This is a genomic window from Pseudomonas sp. HN11 (genome assembly GCF_021390155.1).
In the GTDB taxonomy this organism is placed as follows: domain Bacteria; phylum Pseudomonadota; class Gammaproteobacteria; order Pseudomonadales; family Pseudomonadaceae; genus Aquipseudomonas.
The window spans coordinates 423,669-440,906 of record NZ_CP089985.1 but is presented as its reverse complement, the minus strand read 5'-3'; the positions used below and the strand labels follow the sequence as shown (position 1 = coordinate 440,906).

The following is a 17,238-nucleotide window of genomic DNA, read 5'->3' as shown; positions in this document are numbered from 1 at the left end:
AGTTGTACTGACTGGTACACCGCCATCGGGGGTAAGCCCCCTCCCACATTTGTTTTGCGTGTTATTCGTGATACTGCGCCGACAGCTCATGCACCGCGCGCAGGAACGCGCCGGCATGCTCCGGGTTCACTTCCGGGGTGATGCCATGGCCGAGGTTGAACACATGCCCGGTGCCTTTGCCGTAGCTGGCGAGGATGCGGCCAACTTCGGTGCGGATGGCTTCCGGCTTGGCGTACAGCACGGTCGGGTCCATGTTGCCTTGCAGCGCGACGCGGTTGCCCACGCGCTGGCGAGCCTCGCCAATGTCGCAGGTCCAGTCCAGGCCCAGGGCGTCGGCACCGGCGTCGGCAATGCTTTCCAGCCACAGGCCGCCACCCTTGGTGAACATGATTACCGGCACTTTGCGGCCTTCGTGTTCGCGGATCAGGCCGCTGACGATTTTGCGCATGTAGGCCAGGGAGAACTCCTGGTAAGCCGCCGCCGACAGGTTGCCGCCCCAGGTGTCGAAGATCTGCACCGCTTGCGCGCCGGCCATGATCTGGCCGTTGAGGTAGGAGGTGACCGACTGCGCCAGCTTGTCCAGCAGCAGGTGCATGGCTTGCGGGTTGTCGTAGAGCATGGCCTTGGTCTTGCGGAAGTCTTTCGACGAGCCGCCTTCGACCATGTAAGTGGCCAGCGTCCACGGGCTGCCGGAGAAGCCAATCAGCGGCACGCGGCCGTTAAGCTCGCGGCGGATGGTGCTGACGGCGTCCATCACGTAACCGAGGTCTTTGTGCGGATCCGGGATCGGCAGCGCTTCGATATCGGCCAGGGTGCTGACGACTTTCTTGAAACGCGGGCCTTCGCCGGTCTCGAAGTACAGGCCTTGGCCCATGGCGTCAGGGATGGTGAGGATGTCGGAGAAGAGGATGGCCGCGTCCAGTTGTGGGTAGCGGTCCAGCGGCTGCATCGTGACTTCGCAGGCGAACTCCGGGTTCATGCACAGGCTCATGAAGTCGCCGGCGTTGGCGCGACTGGCGCGGTATTCCGGCAGGTAGCGACCGGCCTGGCGCATCATCCACACAGGGGTGACATCCACGGGTTGCTTGAGCAGGGCACGAAGGAAACGGTCGTTCTTGAGGGCAGTCATGTCGGCATCCGCAAAAAAAGTGCGGGCATTTTCTCAGAGCCAGACGCAAAAGGCACGGAATGCGCCGTGCCTTTTGTCTATCGGGTCAATTTGTCGCGGACATGAAAGCGCCGCAAAACAAATGTGGGAGCGGGCTTGCTCGCGAAAGCGGCGGGTCAGTCGACACATCCAGTGACTGATATACCGTATTCGCGAGCAAGCCCGCTCCCACATTTTGATCCGATTTCAAGCTGGGGATCGGGATCAGACCTGCAGGTAATCCAGGATACCTTCGGCGGCATTGCGGCCTTCGAAGATCGCCGTCACCACCAGGTCAGAACCACGCACCATGTCGCCACCGGCGAAGATTTTCGGGTTGCTGGTCTGGTGCTTGTACTGACCTTGTTCCGGGGCCACGACGCGGCCCTGGCTGTCGGTCTGGATTTCAAACTGTTCGAACCACGGCGCCGGGCTTGGGCGGAAGCCGAAGGCGATGACCACGGCGTCAGCCGGGATGATCTCCTCGGAACCCGGGATCGGCTCGGGGCTGCGACGGCCACGGGCGTCCGGTTCGCCGAGACGGGTCTCGACCACCTTCACGCCTTCGACGCGGTCTTCACCGACAATCGCAATCGGCTGGCGGTTATAGAGGAATTTCACGCCCTCTTCCTTGGCGTTCTTCACCTCTTTGCGCGAACCCGGCATGTTGGCTTCGTCACGACGATAGGCACAGGTCACCGACTTGGCGCCCTGGCGGATCGAGGTGCGGTTGCAGTCCATCGCGGTGTCACCACCGCCGAGCACCACGACCTTCTTGCCTTTCATGTCGACGAAATCTTCCGGCGACTTTTCAAAGCCCAGGTTGCGGTTCACGTTGGCGATCAGGAAGTCCAGCGCGTCATAAACGCCCGGCAGGTCCTCACCGGCAAAGCCGCCCTTCATGTAGGTGTAGGTGCCCATGCCCATGAACACGGCATCGTATTCTTCGAGCAGTTGCTCCATGGTGATGTCCTTGCCGATTTCGGTATTGAGTCGGAACTCGATACCCATGCCGGTGAACACTTCACGGCGGTTGCTCAGCACGGTTTTTTCCAGCTTGAACTCGGGGATGCCGAAGGTCAGCAAGCCGCCGATTTCCGGGTTCTTGTCGAACACCACCGGGGTTACGCCGCCACGCACCAACACGTCGGCGCAGCCCAGGCCGGCAGGACCGGCGCCAATAATGGCGACGCGCTTGCCGGTCGGCTTGACCTTGGACATGTCCGGACGCCAGCCCATGGCGAACGCAGTGTCGGTGATGTACTTCTCCACCGAACCGATGGTCACCGCGCCGAAGCCGTCGTTAAGGGTGCAGGCACCCTCGCACAGACGATCCTGCGGGCACACCCGGCCGCACACTTCCGGCAGCGTGTTGGTCTGGTGCGACAGCTCGGCGGCGGCGAGGATGTTGCCCTCGGCCACCAGCTTGAGCCAGTTGGGAATGAAGTTGTGCACCGGGCACTTCCATTCGCAATACGGGTTACCGCAACCCAGGCAGCGGTGGGCCTGGTCGGCCGAGTGCTGGGGTTTGAAGGGCTCGTAGATTTCCACGAACTCTTTCTTGCGTTGACGCAACAGTTTCTTCTTCGGATCTTTGCGCCCGACATCGATGAACTGGAAGTCGTTATTCAGACGTTCAGCCATGTTAAAACCTCATCAAACTCTTCAGGCGCATATCACTGCGGGTTGGCACGGATGCTGGAAAGCAACGATTTCAGGTTGGCAGCCTTGGGCTTGACCAGCCAGAAACGACGCAGGTAATCATCGAGATTTTCGGCGAGGTTACGGCCCCATTCGCTGCCGGTCTCCTCGACGTACTCGTCCAGCACGTGCTGCAAGTGGTTCCGGTAGGACTCCATGGCTTCGCCGCTGATCCGCTGGATCTCGACCAACTCGTGGTTGACCTTGTCGACGAAGGTATTGTCCTGGTCGAGCACGTAGGCGAAACCGCCAGTCATGCCCGAACCGAAGTTGTAACCGGTCTTGCCCAGTACCGCGACAAAGCCCCCGGTCATGTACTCGCAGCAGTGATCGCCGGTGCCTTCCACCACGGTGTGGGCACCGGAGTTACGCACGGCGAAACGCTCACCGGCGGTACCGGCGGCGAACAACTTGCCACCGGTGGCGCCGTACAAGCAGGTGTTGCCGATGATGGCGCTGTCCTGGGTCTTGTACACGCTGCCTTTAGGCGGAACGATCACCAGCTTGCCGCCGGTCATGCCCTTGCCCACGTAGTCGTTGGCGTCGCCTTCCAGGTACATGTGCAGGCCGCCGGCGTTCCACACGCCGAAGCTCTGGCCCGCCGTGCCCTTGAAGCGGAAGGTGATTGGCGCTTTCGCCATCCCTTGGTTGCCGTGCTTGCGCGCGATTTCGCCGGAGATGCGTGCACCGATGGAGCGGTCGCAGTTACAGATATCGAGGGCGAAATCACCACCGCTGGCGTCGTTGATAGAAGAGCTGGCCATTTCGACCATCTTCTCGGCCAGCAGGCCTTTGTCGAACGGTGGGTTGCGGTCCACCTGGCAGAATTGTGGCTTGTCCGCCGGGATGTGGTCGCTGCCCAACAGCGGCGTCAGGTCCAGGTGGTTCTGCTTGGCAGTCTGGCCTTCGAGGATGTCCAGCAGGTCGGTACGACCGATCAGCTCTTCGAGGGAACGCACGCCCAGCTTGGCCAACCACTCACGGGTCTCTTCGGCGACGTAGGTGAAGAAATTCACCACCATGTCGACGGTGCCGATGTAGTGATCCTTGCGCAGCTTCTCGTTCTGAGTGGCGACGCCGGTAGCGCAGTTGTTCAGGTGGCAGATGCGCAAGTATTTGCAGCCCAGGGCGATCATTGGCGCGGTGCCGAAACCAAAGCTTTCGGCGCCGAGGATCGCGGCCTTGATCACGTCTAGGCCGGTTTTCAGGCCGCCGTCGGTCTGTACACGGACTTTGCCGCGCAGGTCGTTGCCGCGCAGGGTCTGGTGGGTTTCGGCCAGGCCGAGTTCCCACGGCGCACCGGCGTACTTGATCGAGGTCAGCGGCGAAGCGCCGGTGCCGCCGTCGTAGCCGGAGATCGTGATCAGGTCGGCATAGGCCTTGGCCACACCGGCGGCGATGGTGCCCACACCGGCTTCTGCTACCAGCTTCACCGAGACCAGGGCCTGCGGGTTGACTTGTTTCAGGTCGAAAATCAGCTGCGACAAATCTTCGATCGAGTAGATATCGTGGTGCGGCGGAGGTGAAATCAGCGTCACGCCCGGCACTGCATAACGCAGCTTGGCGATCAGACCGTTGACCTTGCCGCCTGGCAGTTGGCCGCCTTCACCAGGCTTGGCGCCCTGGGCCACTTTGATCTGCAGCACTTCGGCGTTGACCAGGTATTCCGGGGTCACGCCGAAACGGCCAGTCGCAACCTGCTTGATTTTCGAGCTCTTGATGGTGCCGTAGCGCGCCGGGTCTTCACCGCCTTCGCCGGAGTTGGAACGCGCACCCAGGCGGTTCATGGCTTCGGCCAGGGCTTCGTGAGCCTCGGGCGACAAGGCGCCCAGGGAGATACCGGCGGAGTCGAAGCGTTTGAGGATCGATTCCAGCGGCTCGACTTCGCTGATGTCCATCGCAGTGTCCAGGGTCTTCACCTTGAACAGGTCGCGGATCATCGACACCGGGCGGTTATCCACCAGCGCGGTGTATTCCTTGAACTTGGCGTAGTCGCCCTGCTGCACGGCGGCTTGCAGGGTGTTGACCACGTCCGGGTTGTACGCGTGGTATTCGCCACCGTGCACGAACTTGAGCAGGCCGCCTTGCTGGATTGGCTTGCGCGCACTCCAGGCTTCGGCTGCCAGGGCTTTCTGCTCGGCTTCGATGTCGACGAAACGCGCGCCCTTGATACGGCTTGGCACGCCACGGAAGCTCAGGTCGCACACCTCTTCGGACAGGCCGATGGCTTCGAACAACTGTGCACCACGGTACGAGGTGACGGTGGAAATCCCCATCTTCGACAGGATCTTCAACAGACCCTTGGTGATGCCTTTACGGTAGTTCTTGAACACCTCATAGAGGTCGCCCAGCACTTCACCGGTACGGATCAGGTCACCCAGCACTTCGTACGCGAGGAACGGATAGACCGCCGAGGCGCCGAAACCGATCAGCACCGCAAAGTGGTGCGGGTCGCGGGCGGTGGCAGTTTCTACGAGGATATTGGAGTCGCAGCGCAGGCCTTTTTCGGTCAGGCGGTGGTGTACCGCGCCGGTGGCGAGCGAGGCGTGGATTGGCAGCTTGCCTGGGGCGATATGGCGGTCGGTCAGCACGATCTGGGTACGACCGGCGCGCACAGCTTCTTCGGCCTGGTCGGCGACGTTGCGCACCGCGGCTTCAAGGCCGAGGCTCTCGTCGTAGTTCAGGTCGATGATCTGGCGGTCGAAGCCTGGGCGATCCAGGGTCATCAACGAGCGCCATTTGGCCGGGGAAATGACCGGCGAGCTGAGGATTACACGGGAAGCATGCTCGGGCGATTCCTGGAAGATGTTGCGCTCGGCACCGAGACACACTTCCAACGACATCACGATGGCTTCGCGCAGCGGATCGATCGGCGGGTTGGTCACCTGGGCGAACTGCTGGCGGAAATAGTCATACGGCGTGCGCACGCGCTGAGACAGCACGGCCATTGGCGTGTCATCGCCCATGGAGCCGACCGCCTCGTAGCCTTGCTCGCCGAGCGGACGCAGCACCTGGTCGCGCTCTTCGAACGTGACCTGGTACATCTTCATGTATTGCTTGAGCTGGTCGACGTCATAGAAAGCCGAACCGTGGTCGTTGTCTTCCATGGTCGCCTGGATGCGCAGGGCGTTCTTGCGCAGCCATTGCTTGTACGGGTGACGCGACTTCAAGCGGTTGTCGATGGCGTCGGTATCGAGGATCTGACCGGTTTCGGTGTCCACGGCGAGGATCTGGCCAGGACCAACGCGGCCTTTGGCAATCACGTCTTCGGGCTTGTAGTTCCACACGCCGATTTCCGACGCGAGGGTGATGAAGCCATTGGTGGTGGTGACCCAACGCGCCGGGCGCAGACCGTTACGGTCAAGCAGGCACACCGCATAGCGGCCATCGGTCATGACCACGCCGGCCGGGCCGTCCCACGGTTCCATGTGCATCGAGTTGTATTCGTAGAACGCCCGCAGGTCCGGGTCCATGGTCTCGACGTTCTGCCACGCTGGCGGAATGATCATGCGCACGCCACGGAACAGGTCGATGCCGCCAGTGACCATCAGTTCGAGCATGTTGTCCATGCTGGAGGAGTCGGAACCCACGCGGTTGACCAGCGGGCCAAGTTCTTCCAGGTCCATCAGGTCGTTGGCGAACTTGGTGCGACGGGCCACGGCCCAGTTGCGGTTGCCGGTGATGGTGTTGATCTCGCCGTTGTGGGCGAGGAAACGGAATGGCTGAGCCAGCGGCCATTTGGGCAGGGTATTGGTGGAGAAACGCTGGTGGAACACGCAGATTGCAGTTTGCAGGCGCTCATCGCTCAGGTCTGGATAGAAGGCGGTGAGATCCGCCGGCATCATCAGGCCTTTATAAATGATGGTCTTGTGCGAAAAGCTGCAGATGTAGTGGTCGGTGTCGGCGGCGTTGGCCACGGACGAGCGACGACGCGACGTGAACAGCTTGATCGCCATGTCCTGGTCGCTCAGGCCTTCACCTGCGATGAACACTTGCTCGATCTGCGGCAGGCGCTCATTGGCCAGGCGGCCGAGCACGCTGGTGTCGATCGGCACTTTGCGCCAGCCGACGAGCTGCAGGCCGGCAGCCAGGATCTCGCGGTTCATGTTCTCGCGAGCGGCTTCGGCTTTGACCGGGTCCTGGTTGAAAAACACCATGCCCACGGCGTACTGTTTGGGCAGGTCGACCGCAAATTGCTCTTTTGCGACAGCGCGCAGGAACAGATCGGGCTTTTGAATCAGCAAGCCACAACCGTCACCGGTCTTGCCGTCGGCGTTGATCCCACCGCGGTGGGTCATGCAGGTCAGGGCCTCGATGGCCGTTTGCAAAAGGGTATGGCTGGGCTCGCCCTGCATATGAGCTATCAGGCCGAAACCACAGTTATCCTTGAATTCATCGGGTTGGTACAGACCTGCTTTCATAGACACTTTCTCACCAGGCTGCCTCTTATATCGAGGCAAATTTCTTTTCAATTCAACCGGTTACCTTCCACGCCGAACGTACGCCGGCTTAGCGGGGGCAAAAGGGAGGTCATTGTACACACCGACACAGACGCCCACAAATTTAGCGACGAAATGTCGCAAATCTATGTCGCATTTATGAAAGGTTTAAAGCGATATGCTGTGCTAGTCAAAACTTTTTTAATTCTGACCGCTACGACTCAAAAGCCACTGTGACGCAGACACCACAAAGCGCGCGGCCCTTAGGGGACTGCACGCCATGCGATTTTTTTGAGGTGCCGGGAGGGCGGCCTGGGTAAGGCCGCCGGATCTTCAGCGAGTTGTTGCGAGTTCTTGTTGAACGCTGGCAACAGTGCGAGGCCAAGGTTTACCAGCCTGAACCTTCGCTGGCAAGGTTTTGATCGCGGAATCGGCGGCTGCACGGCTGGAGAAGTTGCCGTAGGTGATCACGTAGAGAGGCTTGCCGTTGAGCACTTTCTTGAAATAACGGTACTCGCCGCCCTGCTCTTTCACGAACGCCTGGGCGTTGGCTTCGGAGCTGGTGCCGAGAATCTGTACCACGAAGTTGCCGGTTGGCTGGCTGGCGTACCAGCTGCTGCCAGCGGCACCCGCCTTGGCAACGGTGGCGGCCGGTTTTTCGGCCGGCTTGGCAGCTGGAGCCGGAGCTGGCTTGGCGGCTGGCGCAGGCGTGACTGGCTTGGTCACGGGAGCTGGCTTGGCGGTGGCGACCGTCGGTGCCGGAGTAGGCTTGGCAACCGCAGCCGGCTGGCCCGCTGGCACGCCCGCAGGCGGTGCAGTGGTGGTCACGGTTGGTGGTGTGGCGCTAGAGCCTTCCACCGGCACGCCGTCGTCGCCTTCCGAAATGCCACCGGCCTCTTCGGCGAGCGGGCCGCGCATCACGGGTTGGCCAACCATCGGCAGGTTGGTCGGTTGGCCGGAGTTGGCGAATTCGACGTTTGGCGTGGGCTTGCCCAATGGCAACTGCGCCTGTTCGGCTGGCGCGCCGGCAGTGGTCGGTGCCTTGCTGCGGCCTGGGATCAACCAGGCGGCGGCGACAGCGACCACGACAACGGCGGAAATAGCCAATACGTGTTTCTTAGGCATAGTAAACCCCATCTTTGGACGCTTGACCGCAGTGCGGCTGGCAATCATGGCTTCGATCATGGCATCGCGGGCAACCTGGTTGATGGTGCCAGGCCAGCCGTCGGAGCTTTCGTGAATATCAGAGATCTGCTGAGCGGAGAAAAGTTCGATACCCGCGCCCGCGCCCTCGAGGCGTTGAGCCAGGTATTCGCGGGTTTCTTCCTCTTCGTACGGCTGCAGCTCGATGACGTGGAACAGCTCTTGATCACCGCTGATCTGCTCCAGATCGGCGATCAGCGACGACTCACCAAACAGGAACACATGCGGGCGACCTTCCGGCGTACCCGCCGCCAGCGCCAGCAGCGCTTCAAGGGCGGATTCGTCGAGCTGCTCGGCGTCATCCACCAGCAGGTAGACTTCCTGGCCGGTCAGGCCCAGTTGCACCACCTGCTTGAGGATTGCATTTGGCTCGGCAGTCGCCACGTCCAAGGACTGGGCAACCTGACGCAGCACGCCCGCCGCATCACCGGCGCCACGGGCCGACACCACCACACTCTGTACCGACTGTTTGTTGGTACTGGCCACCAAGGCCTGGCGCAGCAGGGTCTTGCCGCTGCCCAAGGGGCCGGTCACGACCAGCAGCAGTTGGCTGTAGCGCGCGAGGTGGTGCAACTGCCCGAGCACTGGCTTGCGCTGGGCCGGGAAGAATTTAAAGCCAGGCACCCGAGGAGCAAAAGGGTCGTGGCTTAACTGATAATGGCCGAGGAACGCCTCGTCGGCATGCAAACTAGTCATCGGGATCTTATTAACCTTTAAGCTGGGCCAGGGCGCGGTAATCCGCTCCCAGCGTGGCCTGTAAAATCTCTTTCGGATAATCGTCGGTCACCACCGCTTCGCCCATGTGGCGCAGCAGCACCAGTCGCAGTCGACCGTCGATCACTTTCTTGTCTATCGCCATATGTTCGAGGAAGTCCGTCTCGGTCATTTCCTGCGGCGGAATGACTGGCAAACCGGCGCGCTGGAATAGGCGAATGCCCCGGTCACGCTCCTGGGCACTGATCCAGCCCAGGCGCTGCGACATCTCCAATGCCATCACAGTGCCAGCCGCCACGGCTTCCCCATGCAACCACACACCATAGCCCATGTGCGTTTCGATCGCATGGCCGAAGGTGTGGCCCAGGTTCAAGGTGGCCCGTACGCCGGACTCCCGTTCGTCGGCATTCACCACCAGCGCCTTGGCGGCGCAGGAGCGCGAAATCGCTTCGGTGAGTGCCGCCTGGTCCAGATTGCGCAGCGCGTCGACGTGCTCTTCCAGCCAAGTCAGGAACGGCTCGTCGCAGATCAAACCATACTTGATGACTTCCGCCAGGCCCGCCGACAACTCGCGTGGCGGCAAGGTGTTGAGGGTCGCGGTGTCGATCAGCACGGCTTGAGGCTGGTAGAACGCGCCCACCATATTCTTGCCCAGCGGGTGGTTGATGCCGGTCTTGCCGCCCACCGACGAGTCGACCTGGGACAGCAAGGTGGTCGGCACCTGGACAAAATCTACGCCACGCTGGTAACAGGCCGCTGCAAAGCCGGCCATGTCGCCGATCACACCACCGCCCAGAGCAATCACGGTGGTGCGGCGGTCATGACGCGCGGTCAGCAGGCCATCAAAGATCAGTTGCAGGGTTTCCCAGTTCTTGTGGGCTTCGCCGTCGGGCAGGATCACGGAGATCACCGAATAAGCCGACAGACTGCGGCTCAGACGCTCAAGATACAGCGGCGCGACCGTTTCGTTGGAAATGATCGCCACCTGCCGCCCGGCAATATGCGGTGCGAGCAATTCGGGTTGGTCCAGCAGACCTTCGCCAATATGGATCGGGTAGCTGCGCTCGCCTAGATCGACCTTAAGTGTCTGCATGTGTCCCCGCGTTAGAGATGGTGTGACGATCGATGACGTCAAGTTCTGACGAAACCTGATGGCTCTACGCCATACCCCGCAGGGTGATAGCGCGCCGCCGAGAATAGCGCATTTCGGGCCAGGCTTTAACGGGGTGGCAGCCGTTGCAGGCGCTCAAGAATGTCGAGGACCACCATCCGCGGTGGCCGCTCATCGGTTTCAACCACCAGATCAGCAATTTCCCGGTACAGCGGATCGCGCAGCGTGAGCAGGTCGCGCAGGGTTTTCTCCGGGTTGGCCGTGCGCAACAATGGGCGATTGCGATCGCGAGCGGTGCGGCCCACCTGCTGCTCGACCGACGCATGCAGATAGACCACCCGACCACCGGCATGCAACGCGCGGCGGTTTTCATCGCGCATCACTGCGCCGCCACCGGTCGCCAATACCACACCGTCGCAGCCGCACAGCTCGGCGATCATCGCCTGCTCGCGGTCACGAAAGCCCAGTTCGCCTTCCTTATCGAAGATCCATGGGATATTGGCACCCGTGCGCAATTCAATTTCCTTGTCGGAATCTTTGAACGGCAGGCGCAGCTCTTTGGCCAGCAAACGGCCGATGGTGCTTTTTCCAGCGCCCATCGGTCCTACAAGAATCAAATTTCGCACAGAATCAACGACTCACAGCAATCGCCTGGTTATTCATAATACGCGGAGTCAGGAATACCAGCAGCTCGGATTTTTTCTCCGCCAGCACATCGCGCCGGAAAAGGCGGCCAAGATACGGCACATCGCCTAAAAATGGCACTTTATCTACCACTTTGCTTTGGGTATTGGAGAAAACCCCGCCGATGACGATGGTCTCGCCATCCTTGACCAACACCTTGGCATTGACCTCGTTCTTCTTGATTGGCGGCACGTCATTGAGTTTGTTCAGATAGTCGGGCTCATCCTTGGTGACCTTGACCTCCATGATCACGCGGTCGTCAGGGGTGATTTGCGGGGTGACCTCAAGCGACAGCGAGGCTTCCTTGAACGACACTGATGTCGCGCCGCTGGAGCTGGATTCCTGGTAGGGAATCTCGGTGCCCTTGAGGATGCGCGCGGTTTCCTTGTCGGACGTGACCACCTTGGGTTGCGAGACGATTTCACCGTTGCCGGTTTTCTCCATCGCGGTGAGCTCCAGGTCCAGCAGCAGGTTGTCGGTGATATAGGCAATGCCCAGGCCCGAGGTGCCAGTGAATGATCCCAAATCCACAAAAGGTGAACTGGGTGGGTTTTGCGGCGGTTCCGCGCCTTCGGGCAGGGGCTTTGGAATGCCGCCCGCGCCCCAGTTGCCGCGATTGAGCCGCCCACCCCAGCGCGCGCCCAGGCTTTTGTCGTAATCGACATTGGCCTCGACAATCCGCGCCTCGATCATCACCTGGCGCACCGGAATATCCAGCTGCGCCACGATTCGCCGCAACTCCTCCAGCCGCTCCCCGGTCTGGTAGGCGATGATGTTGTTGGTGCGATCGTCCACCGCCACCGAACCTCGCTCGTCGGTCACGCCCTCCAGACCCGTGACCGACTGGAACAGCTTGGCCAGGTCTGCAGCCTTGGCGTAATTGACCTGCAGTAACTCACGGCGCAATGGCGCCAGTTCAGCCATTTGCTTGCGCGACTCCAGGGTCAGCAGTTCACGCGCGGCCAACTCTTCTGCGGGCGCTACCAGTAGTACGCCGGCCTTTAGCCGCTTATCCAGGCCCTTGGCTTGCAGCACCAAGTCCAACGCCTGGTCCCACGGCACATCCTTGAGGCGCAGGGTGATCGTGCCTTGCACATCGTCGCTCGCCACCAGATTGAGGCCCGCCACATCGGCGATTTGTTGCAACGCCGTGCGCAACTCAATGCTCTGGAAGTTGAGGTTGAGCTTGTCACCCGTGTAGGCACTCAACGTGGCGTTAACAGGCGGTGGCAACTGAATCAGGTCCACGCGATTGGGCACAGCAGCAGCCATCGGTGCCGTGAACGCTATCCATAGCGCCACACCGAAGGACAAAAAAGTCCTTTTCATTGTTTGATTCCGTTATGAGTTGAGGTTTAACACCAGGGTTCGCGGGCGCTCGAGCCAAGCGCCCTGATCATCAGGAAACAGCTCGACCAGCTCTATGTAACGCTCATGGATGGCGACGACCCGCCCATGGTCCGGCCCCAGGTAGTCACCAACCGCCAGGCGGTGCACCGTGGATGCCGCACGCAGCAAGGCGAAAGCCTGCGCCCCACGGGACAGCGTGCCGACCATTTCAAACTGGTCCACCGAGAGCTTTTCCAGGACTCCACGTGGCCGGTCGAGGTCTGGCGCACGGGCGCGTCGCCCCTTCAGATGGTCGACTTGAACGGCTAGCAATTGAAATGGGTCACGCAGCCCGGACGAGTCGTAGACAAACGGCTGCCCTTGCACACCACGCCCACCACCCTGCGCGTGCCAGTAGGTCTTGGCCAACAGCTCAAGGCGTAATAGTTTGTCATCACGCCTCACGGCCACATCGTGCACCGTGGCGATGCGCGACAGCCCCCCCAGGCCGGCCAGGAACATTGCCAGGTCGTGATAAGCCCCCGTGACGCCGATCTGCACTGGCTGTTCGTTATAGAACGGCCGAGACAGCTCATCCAACGGCATGACGCTCTCAACCAGCAAACCATTGGCCAGTGCCAGGCGCGCAACGTCTTCCAGCAACCCAGGCATTTCTGACTCACCCGGCAACGCCTGCAAAAGGTCATCGACCTTCACCTGCATCAGTTGGAGCTGTTGCGCGCGCGCCTCAAGGCTGGCTGCCAGGACAGCTTTTTGTGCGACCTGCTGCTGCAGGGCCACTTCCCGCGCTTCGGCCTGCTGTAACCGCGCCCGCGAGGCACTCAGGTACACCAGATCGCCCACCACAAACACCAGGCCCGCCAGCGCACAGCCCAACAGGGCCTTGCCAGGTAGGGGCCATTTTGCAGCGTTGTGAGTGAGTGCAGAAAGATTGAGCCTCAGCGGGCTCAAGGTTGAGCCTCGGAGGACTCTCCCTGACGCACCATCAGCTGGAACTCATTATTGCCGCGCGCGCCATCCGTTCGCACATGTTGCAACCGAGTGGAATGGGCGCCTTCAGTTGCCTCCAGACGGCGCATCAATTGGGCGATATCCTGGCTGGATTCAGCGCTGCCGCTGATCCTGACCGTATCGCCCTTGGCGACCACTTCGTGCAGGTGCACACCGTCAGGGACCGCGCGCGCCAACTGATCCAACAGTTGGGCACCGGACGAACGGGCATCGTGCAGGTCTTGCACGCCCTTCATGCGCTGCGCCAGTTGCTGGCTTTGCTCCTGCAGATCGTCGATGGTCTTGATACGTGAGTCCAGGCCGGTGATTTCCTTGCCCAGATGGTCATTGCGCGTCACCTGCCGATCAATTGCCTGGTCGATCACCTGATCGGCAAGCCACACGGCCGCAAGCGCCGCGCAGGCGAACGCCAGCAAACACGCCAGTAAATACTTGCGTCGCCGCTCTGCCAGCGCCTGGCGCCACGGCAGTAGGTTGATTCGTGTCTTCAAGCGAAACTCCTCAGGGCCAACCCGCAAGCAATTCCCATCCCCTGGGCATCAACGGCCCATTGTGCACCATCCACTCGATGACCTGGCGTGAAGCTGGCGAAATCGTGACTGCAAGCGCGCGCCAATGCAAATGCTTCGACATCGACCACCTTCGGCACCAGCCCCGCCAGGGACAAAACCGCCTCGCGAGCTTCCACCTGTTCCTTCAAGCATGCGGCGAGCAGTACCTCGATACGACCTGGGTCAAGTGCCGTCGGCCCGCGCACTTGAAAGTCGATGGCCACATCATCCAGCGGATAGGGAATGTATTGGTCCGCTTCCATCTGGATCATCCAGGTCATTTCGTCGTCTGTGAGCCCTGCGTCCATCTCGATCATTCGCGTGATCACCGAGGGGCCGGCCACGGCGACCACAGCACCACGAGCCGACGTCGACAACCGCGACAACGCACTGCGCAGAATGCGCCCTACGCCTTCCAGGTCGAGGAATGTGCCGTCGACCACCGTCTGCGCAGGCAGTGCCTGAGTGACGTAGCCTTGAACGGTGAAACCTGAAATCGAGCGACCCAGCTCGATCAAGCGGATAGCCGAATCATTGATGTCGACACCTAGCAAGGTGTCGGCTTTTCGCGTGAAAAATCCCTTTCCCATAAAACTCCCTATGGCTTTGCCTGTCATACCGCCTGATTGCCGCCGGGCACCCTGCATTCGGTCGATTGTTGAACAGCGGCGAATGACGCCCGAAGTCGAAAAATGCTTTAATGCCCAGCGTTTTTTTCCGCTTTTTATCTGCCGCTCGGGTCGATTCATCGTTTGCCATGCATGTCCCGACGCCTAACTCATTCTTTTCTCTGGAAATCCAAAAGCCTTGATTCGTCTGCTGAAGTTTTTCGGGTACTCCATTGTCGCCATCGTTTGCGGGCTGCTGCTCGTGCTCAGCGGGGCCTACCTCTACCTTAGTCCGGGTTTGCCCTCCGTAGAGGCCCTTAGAAGTATCCAGTTGCAGATTCCTTTGCGGGTCTACAGCAGCGATGAAAAACTGATCGCGGAGTTCGGCGAAATGCGCCGCACACCGATCCGTTTTGCCGATATTCCGCCCAATTTCATCAGTGCCCTGCTCTCGGCCGAAGACGATAATTTTGCCAACCACTATGGCGTCGACCCCAGCAGTCTGGTGCGCGCGGCCACTCAACTGGTAAAAAGCGGACACATTCAGTCCGGCGGCAGCACCATCACCATGCAGGTGGCGAAAAACTTCTTCCTCACCAGCGAGCGCAGCTTTTCGCGCAAAGCCACCGAAATCCTCCTGGCGCTGCAGATCGAACGCCAGTTGACCAAGGACGAGATCCTTGAGCTGTACGTCAACAAGATCTACCTGGGCAACCGCGCCTACGGGATCGAGGCGGCGTCCCAGGTCTACTATGGCAAGTCCATCCGTGACGCCAGCCTGGCGCAGATGGCGATGATTGCCGGCCTGCCCAAAGCCCCTTCACGCTTCAACCCCCTGGCCAACCCGGCACGCAGTAAAGAACGCCGCGACTGGATCCTGGGGCGCATGTACAAGCTGGGCAAGATCGACCAGGCCGCGTATGAAGGCGCCATTGCCGAACCACTGAACGCCAGCTACCACGTGCCGACCCCGGAAGTGAACGCCCCCTATATCGCCGAAATGGCGCGTGCCGAGATGGTCGGCCGCTACGGCAGCGAGGCTTACACCGAAGGCTTTCGCGTCACCACCACCGTGCCGAGCAACCTGCAGGAAATTGCCAACGACTCGGTGCATTCCGGCCTGATCACCTACGACCAGCGCCACGGCTACCGCGGCCCTGAATCGCGCCTGCCGGGCAAGACCCTCAGCGCCTGGACCACCGAGCTGGGCAAACAACGCGCGATCAGCGGCCTGGAGCCCGCCATCGTCACCCAGGTGCAGAAGGATGGCATACAGGTACTGACCCGTACCGGCGAAGCCCATGTGGCATGGGACAGCATGAAATGGGCACGCCCATTCCTGAACACCAACAGCATGGGCGCGCTGCCGAAGCAGCCGTCGGACGTGGCACAAGTGGGTGACTTGATCCGCGTGCAGCGCCAGAAGGACGACAGCCTCAAATTCAGCCAGGTACCGCTGGCCCAGGGCGCGCTGGTGTCGCTGGACCCGCAGAATGGCGCAATCCGCGCACTGGTCGGCGGTTTCGCATTTGAGCAGAGCAATTACAACCGCGCCACCCAGGCCAAGCGTCAGCCGGGCTCGAGCTTCAAGCCGTTCATCTACAGTGCCGCGCTGGATAACGGCTACACCGCCGCCAGCCTGGTCAACGATGCACCCATCGTGTTTGTCGACGAATACCTGGACAAGGTCTGGCGCCCGAAGAACGACACCAATACCTTCCTCGGCCCGATCCGTATCCGCGAGGCGCTGTACAAGTCGCGCAACCTCGTATCGATCCGCTTGCTGCAAGCCATGGGCGTGGGCAAGACCATCGATTACATGACGCGCTTTGGTTTCGCCAAGTCGGACCTGCCGCCAAACCTGTCCCTGGCCCTGGGCACCGCGACCCTGACGCCGATGGAAATCGCCACAGGCTGGAGCACCTTCGCCAACGGCGGCTACAAGATCGCGCCGTACCTGATCGACAAGATTGAAAGCCGCAACGGCGACACCCTGTTCACTGCCAACCCGCCGCGAGTACCGGGGGATGTGGTCAACGGTGTGGCGGCGACGGATGGCCTGGCAGCACCGAGCAATGGCGGTATCACCATTGAACCAACGCCTGGCGCTGCGCCAGCTGCCAACGCTGCCGCAACTGAACCGCAAGCGCCCGCCGTGGCCGAGCGCATTGTGGATGGCCGTACCACCTACATCCTCAACAGCATCCTGGAAGACGTGATCAAGAAGGGCACTGGCCGCCGCGCCCTGGCCCTGGGCCGTCCGGATATTGCGGGCAAGACGGGTACCACCAACGAATCCAAGGATGCCTGGTTCTCTGGCTACAACGCCGATTACGTGACCACTGTGTGGACCGGCTATGACCAGCCGGAAAGCCTGGGCCGCCGCGAGTTCGGCGGCACAGTCGCGCTGCCGATCTGGATGAGCTACATGGGCGCAGCCCTGAAGGACAAGCCGCCACACACCCAGCCGGAGCCGGAGGGTATCCTCAGCCTGCGGATCGACCCGGTCAGTGGCCGCGCCGCATCGCCAAGCACGCCGAATGCGTACTTTGAACTGTTCAAGAGCGAAGACACGCCGCCGTCTGTCAACGAGCTGGGCAATGGCGTTGTGCCGGGCAGCCCGCTGCCGGCGGATGAGGCGGCGCCAATTGATCTCTTTTAGAGAGCGGCAAGCTGTCAGCTACAAGCTGCAAGAAAGAGCAATGTGATCCCGCCCTTG

At 61.1% G+C, this 17,238-nt stretch carries 10 protein-coding genes and 1 pseudogene; 1 reads left to right on the top strand and 10 read right to left on the bottom strand.

The window, feature by feature from the left end:
* Window positions 1–61 precede the first annotated feature (61 nt).
* The 10 genes and pseudogenes from hemE to pilM form a co-directional block, all read right to left on the bottom strand.
* The gene (hemE, locus tag LVW35_RS02010) at window positions 62–1,129 is read right to left on the bottom strand and encodes a uroporphyrinogen decarboxylase (RefSeq protein WP_071492361.1); all 1,068 of its coding nucleotides are present in this window, start codon (window positions 1,127–1,129) and stop codon (window positions 62–64) included.
* A gap of 243 nt (window positions 1,130–1,372) precedes the next feature.
* On the bottom strand, window positions 1,373–2,791 hold the full coding sequence (locus LVW35_RS02005; protein ID WP_233893464.1) for an FAD-dependent oxidoreductase: 1,419 nt from the start codon (window positions 2,789–2,791) through the stop codon (window positions 1,373–1,375).
* Window positions 2,792–2,823: 32 nt separating this feature from the next.
* The gene (gene gltB, locus LVW35_RS02000; protein ID WP_233893462.1) at window positions 2,824–7,269 is read right to left on the bottom strand and encodes a glutamate synthase large subunit; all 4,446 of its coding nucleotides are present in this window, start codon (window positions 7,267–7,269) and stop codon (window positions 2,824–2,826) included.
* A gap of 351 nt (window positions 7,270–7,620) precedes the next feature.
* Complete coding sequence (locus tag LVW35_RS01995) at window positions 7,621–9,186, bottom strand: SPOR domain-containing protein (protein ID WP_233893461.1); 1,566 nt, start codon at window positions 9,184–9,186, stop codon at window positions 7,621–7,623.
* Window positions 9,187–9,196: 10 nt separating this feature from the next.
* A complete protein-coding gene (gene aroB, locus LVW35_RS01990; protein WP_233893460.1) occupies window positions 9,197–10,297 on the bottom strand; it encodes a 3-dehydroquinate synthase in 1,101 nt (366 codons plus the stop codon).
* 125 nt (window positions 10,298–10,422) lie between these two features.
* On the bottom strand, window positions 10,423–10,941 hold the full coding sequence (gene aroK / locus LVW35_RS01985) for a shikimate kinase AroK (protein WP_010213757.1): 519 nt from the start codon (window positions 10,939–10,941) through the stop codon (window positions 10,423–10,425).
* Between the two features lie 4 nt (window positions 10,942–10,945).
* Window positions 10,946–12,202 (bottom strand): annotated as a pseudogene (locus LVW35_RS01980) (type IV pilus secretin PilQ); the annotation flags it as partial.
* A 138-nt stretch (window positions 12,203–12,340) separates the two neighbouring features.
* The gene (locus LVW35_RS01975) at window positions 12,341–13,300 is read right to left on the bottom strand and encodes a pilus assembly protein PilP (protein ID WP_233893459.1); all 960 of its coding nucleotides are present in this window, start codon (window positions 13,298–13,300) and stop codon (window positions 12,341–12,343) included.
* On the bottom strand, window positions 13,297–13,851 hold the full coding sequence (locus LVW35_RS01970) for a PilN domain-containing protein (RefSeq protein WP_233893458.1): 555 nt from the start codon (window positions 13,849–13,851) through the stop codon (window positions 13,297–13,299). Before LVW35_RS01970 ends, LVW35_RS01975 begins: the two co-directional genes overlap by 4 nt.
* Window positions 13,848–14,501 (bottom strand): type IV pilus biogenesis protein PilM, encoded by a 654-nt coding sequence (gene pilM, locus LVW35_RS01965; protein WP_233893457.1) that lies wholly within the window; start codon window positions 14,499–14,501, stop codon window positions 13,848–13,850. The genes LVW35_RS01970 and pilM overlap by 4 nt, the downstream gene beginning before the upstream one ends.
* A 220-nt stretch (window positions 14,502–14,721) precedes the next feature.
* Here pilM and LVW35_RS01960 point away from each other — a divergent pair, with 220 nt between their 5' ends.
* The gene (locus tag LVW35_RS01960; RefSeq protein ID WP_442799659.1) at window positions 14,722–17,181 is read left to right on the top strand and encodes a penicillin-binding protein 1A; all 2,460 of its coding nucleotides are present in this window, start codon (window positions 14,722–14,724) and stop codon (window positions 17,179–17,181) included.
* Window positions 17,182–17,238: the final 57 nt, after the last annotated feature.

Excerpts from the sequence above, each read along its gene's own strand:
- LVW35_RS01995 (WP_233893461.1), bottom strand. The coding sequence starts at position 9,186 with ATGACTAGTTTGCATGCCGACGAGGCGTTCCTCGGCCATTATCAGTTA.
- pilM (WP_233893457.1), bottom strand. The coding sequence starts at position 14,501 with ATGGGAAAGGGATTTTTCACGCGAAAAGCCGACACCTTGCTAGGTGTC.
- hemE (WP_071492361.1), bottom strand. The coding sequence starts at position 1,129 with ATGACTGCCCTCAAGAACGACCGTTTCCTTCGTGCCCTGCTCAAGCAA.
- LVW35_RS02005 (WP_233893464.1), bottom strand. The coding sequence starts at position 2,791 with ATGGCTGAACGTCTGAATAACGACTTCCAGTTCATCGATGTCGGGCGC.
- aroB (WP_233893460.1), bottom strand. The coding sequence starts at position 10,297 with ATGCAGACACTTAAGGTCGATCTAGGCGAGCGCAGCTACCCGATCCAT.
- gltB (WP_233893462.1), bottom strand. The coding sequence starts at position 7,269 with ATGAAAGCAGGTCTGTACCAACCCGATGAATTCAAGGATAACTGTGGT.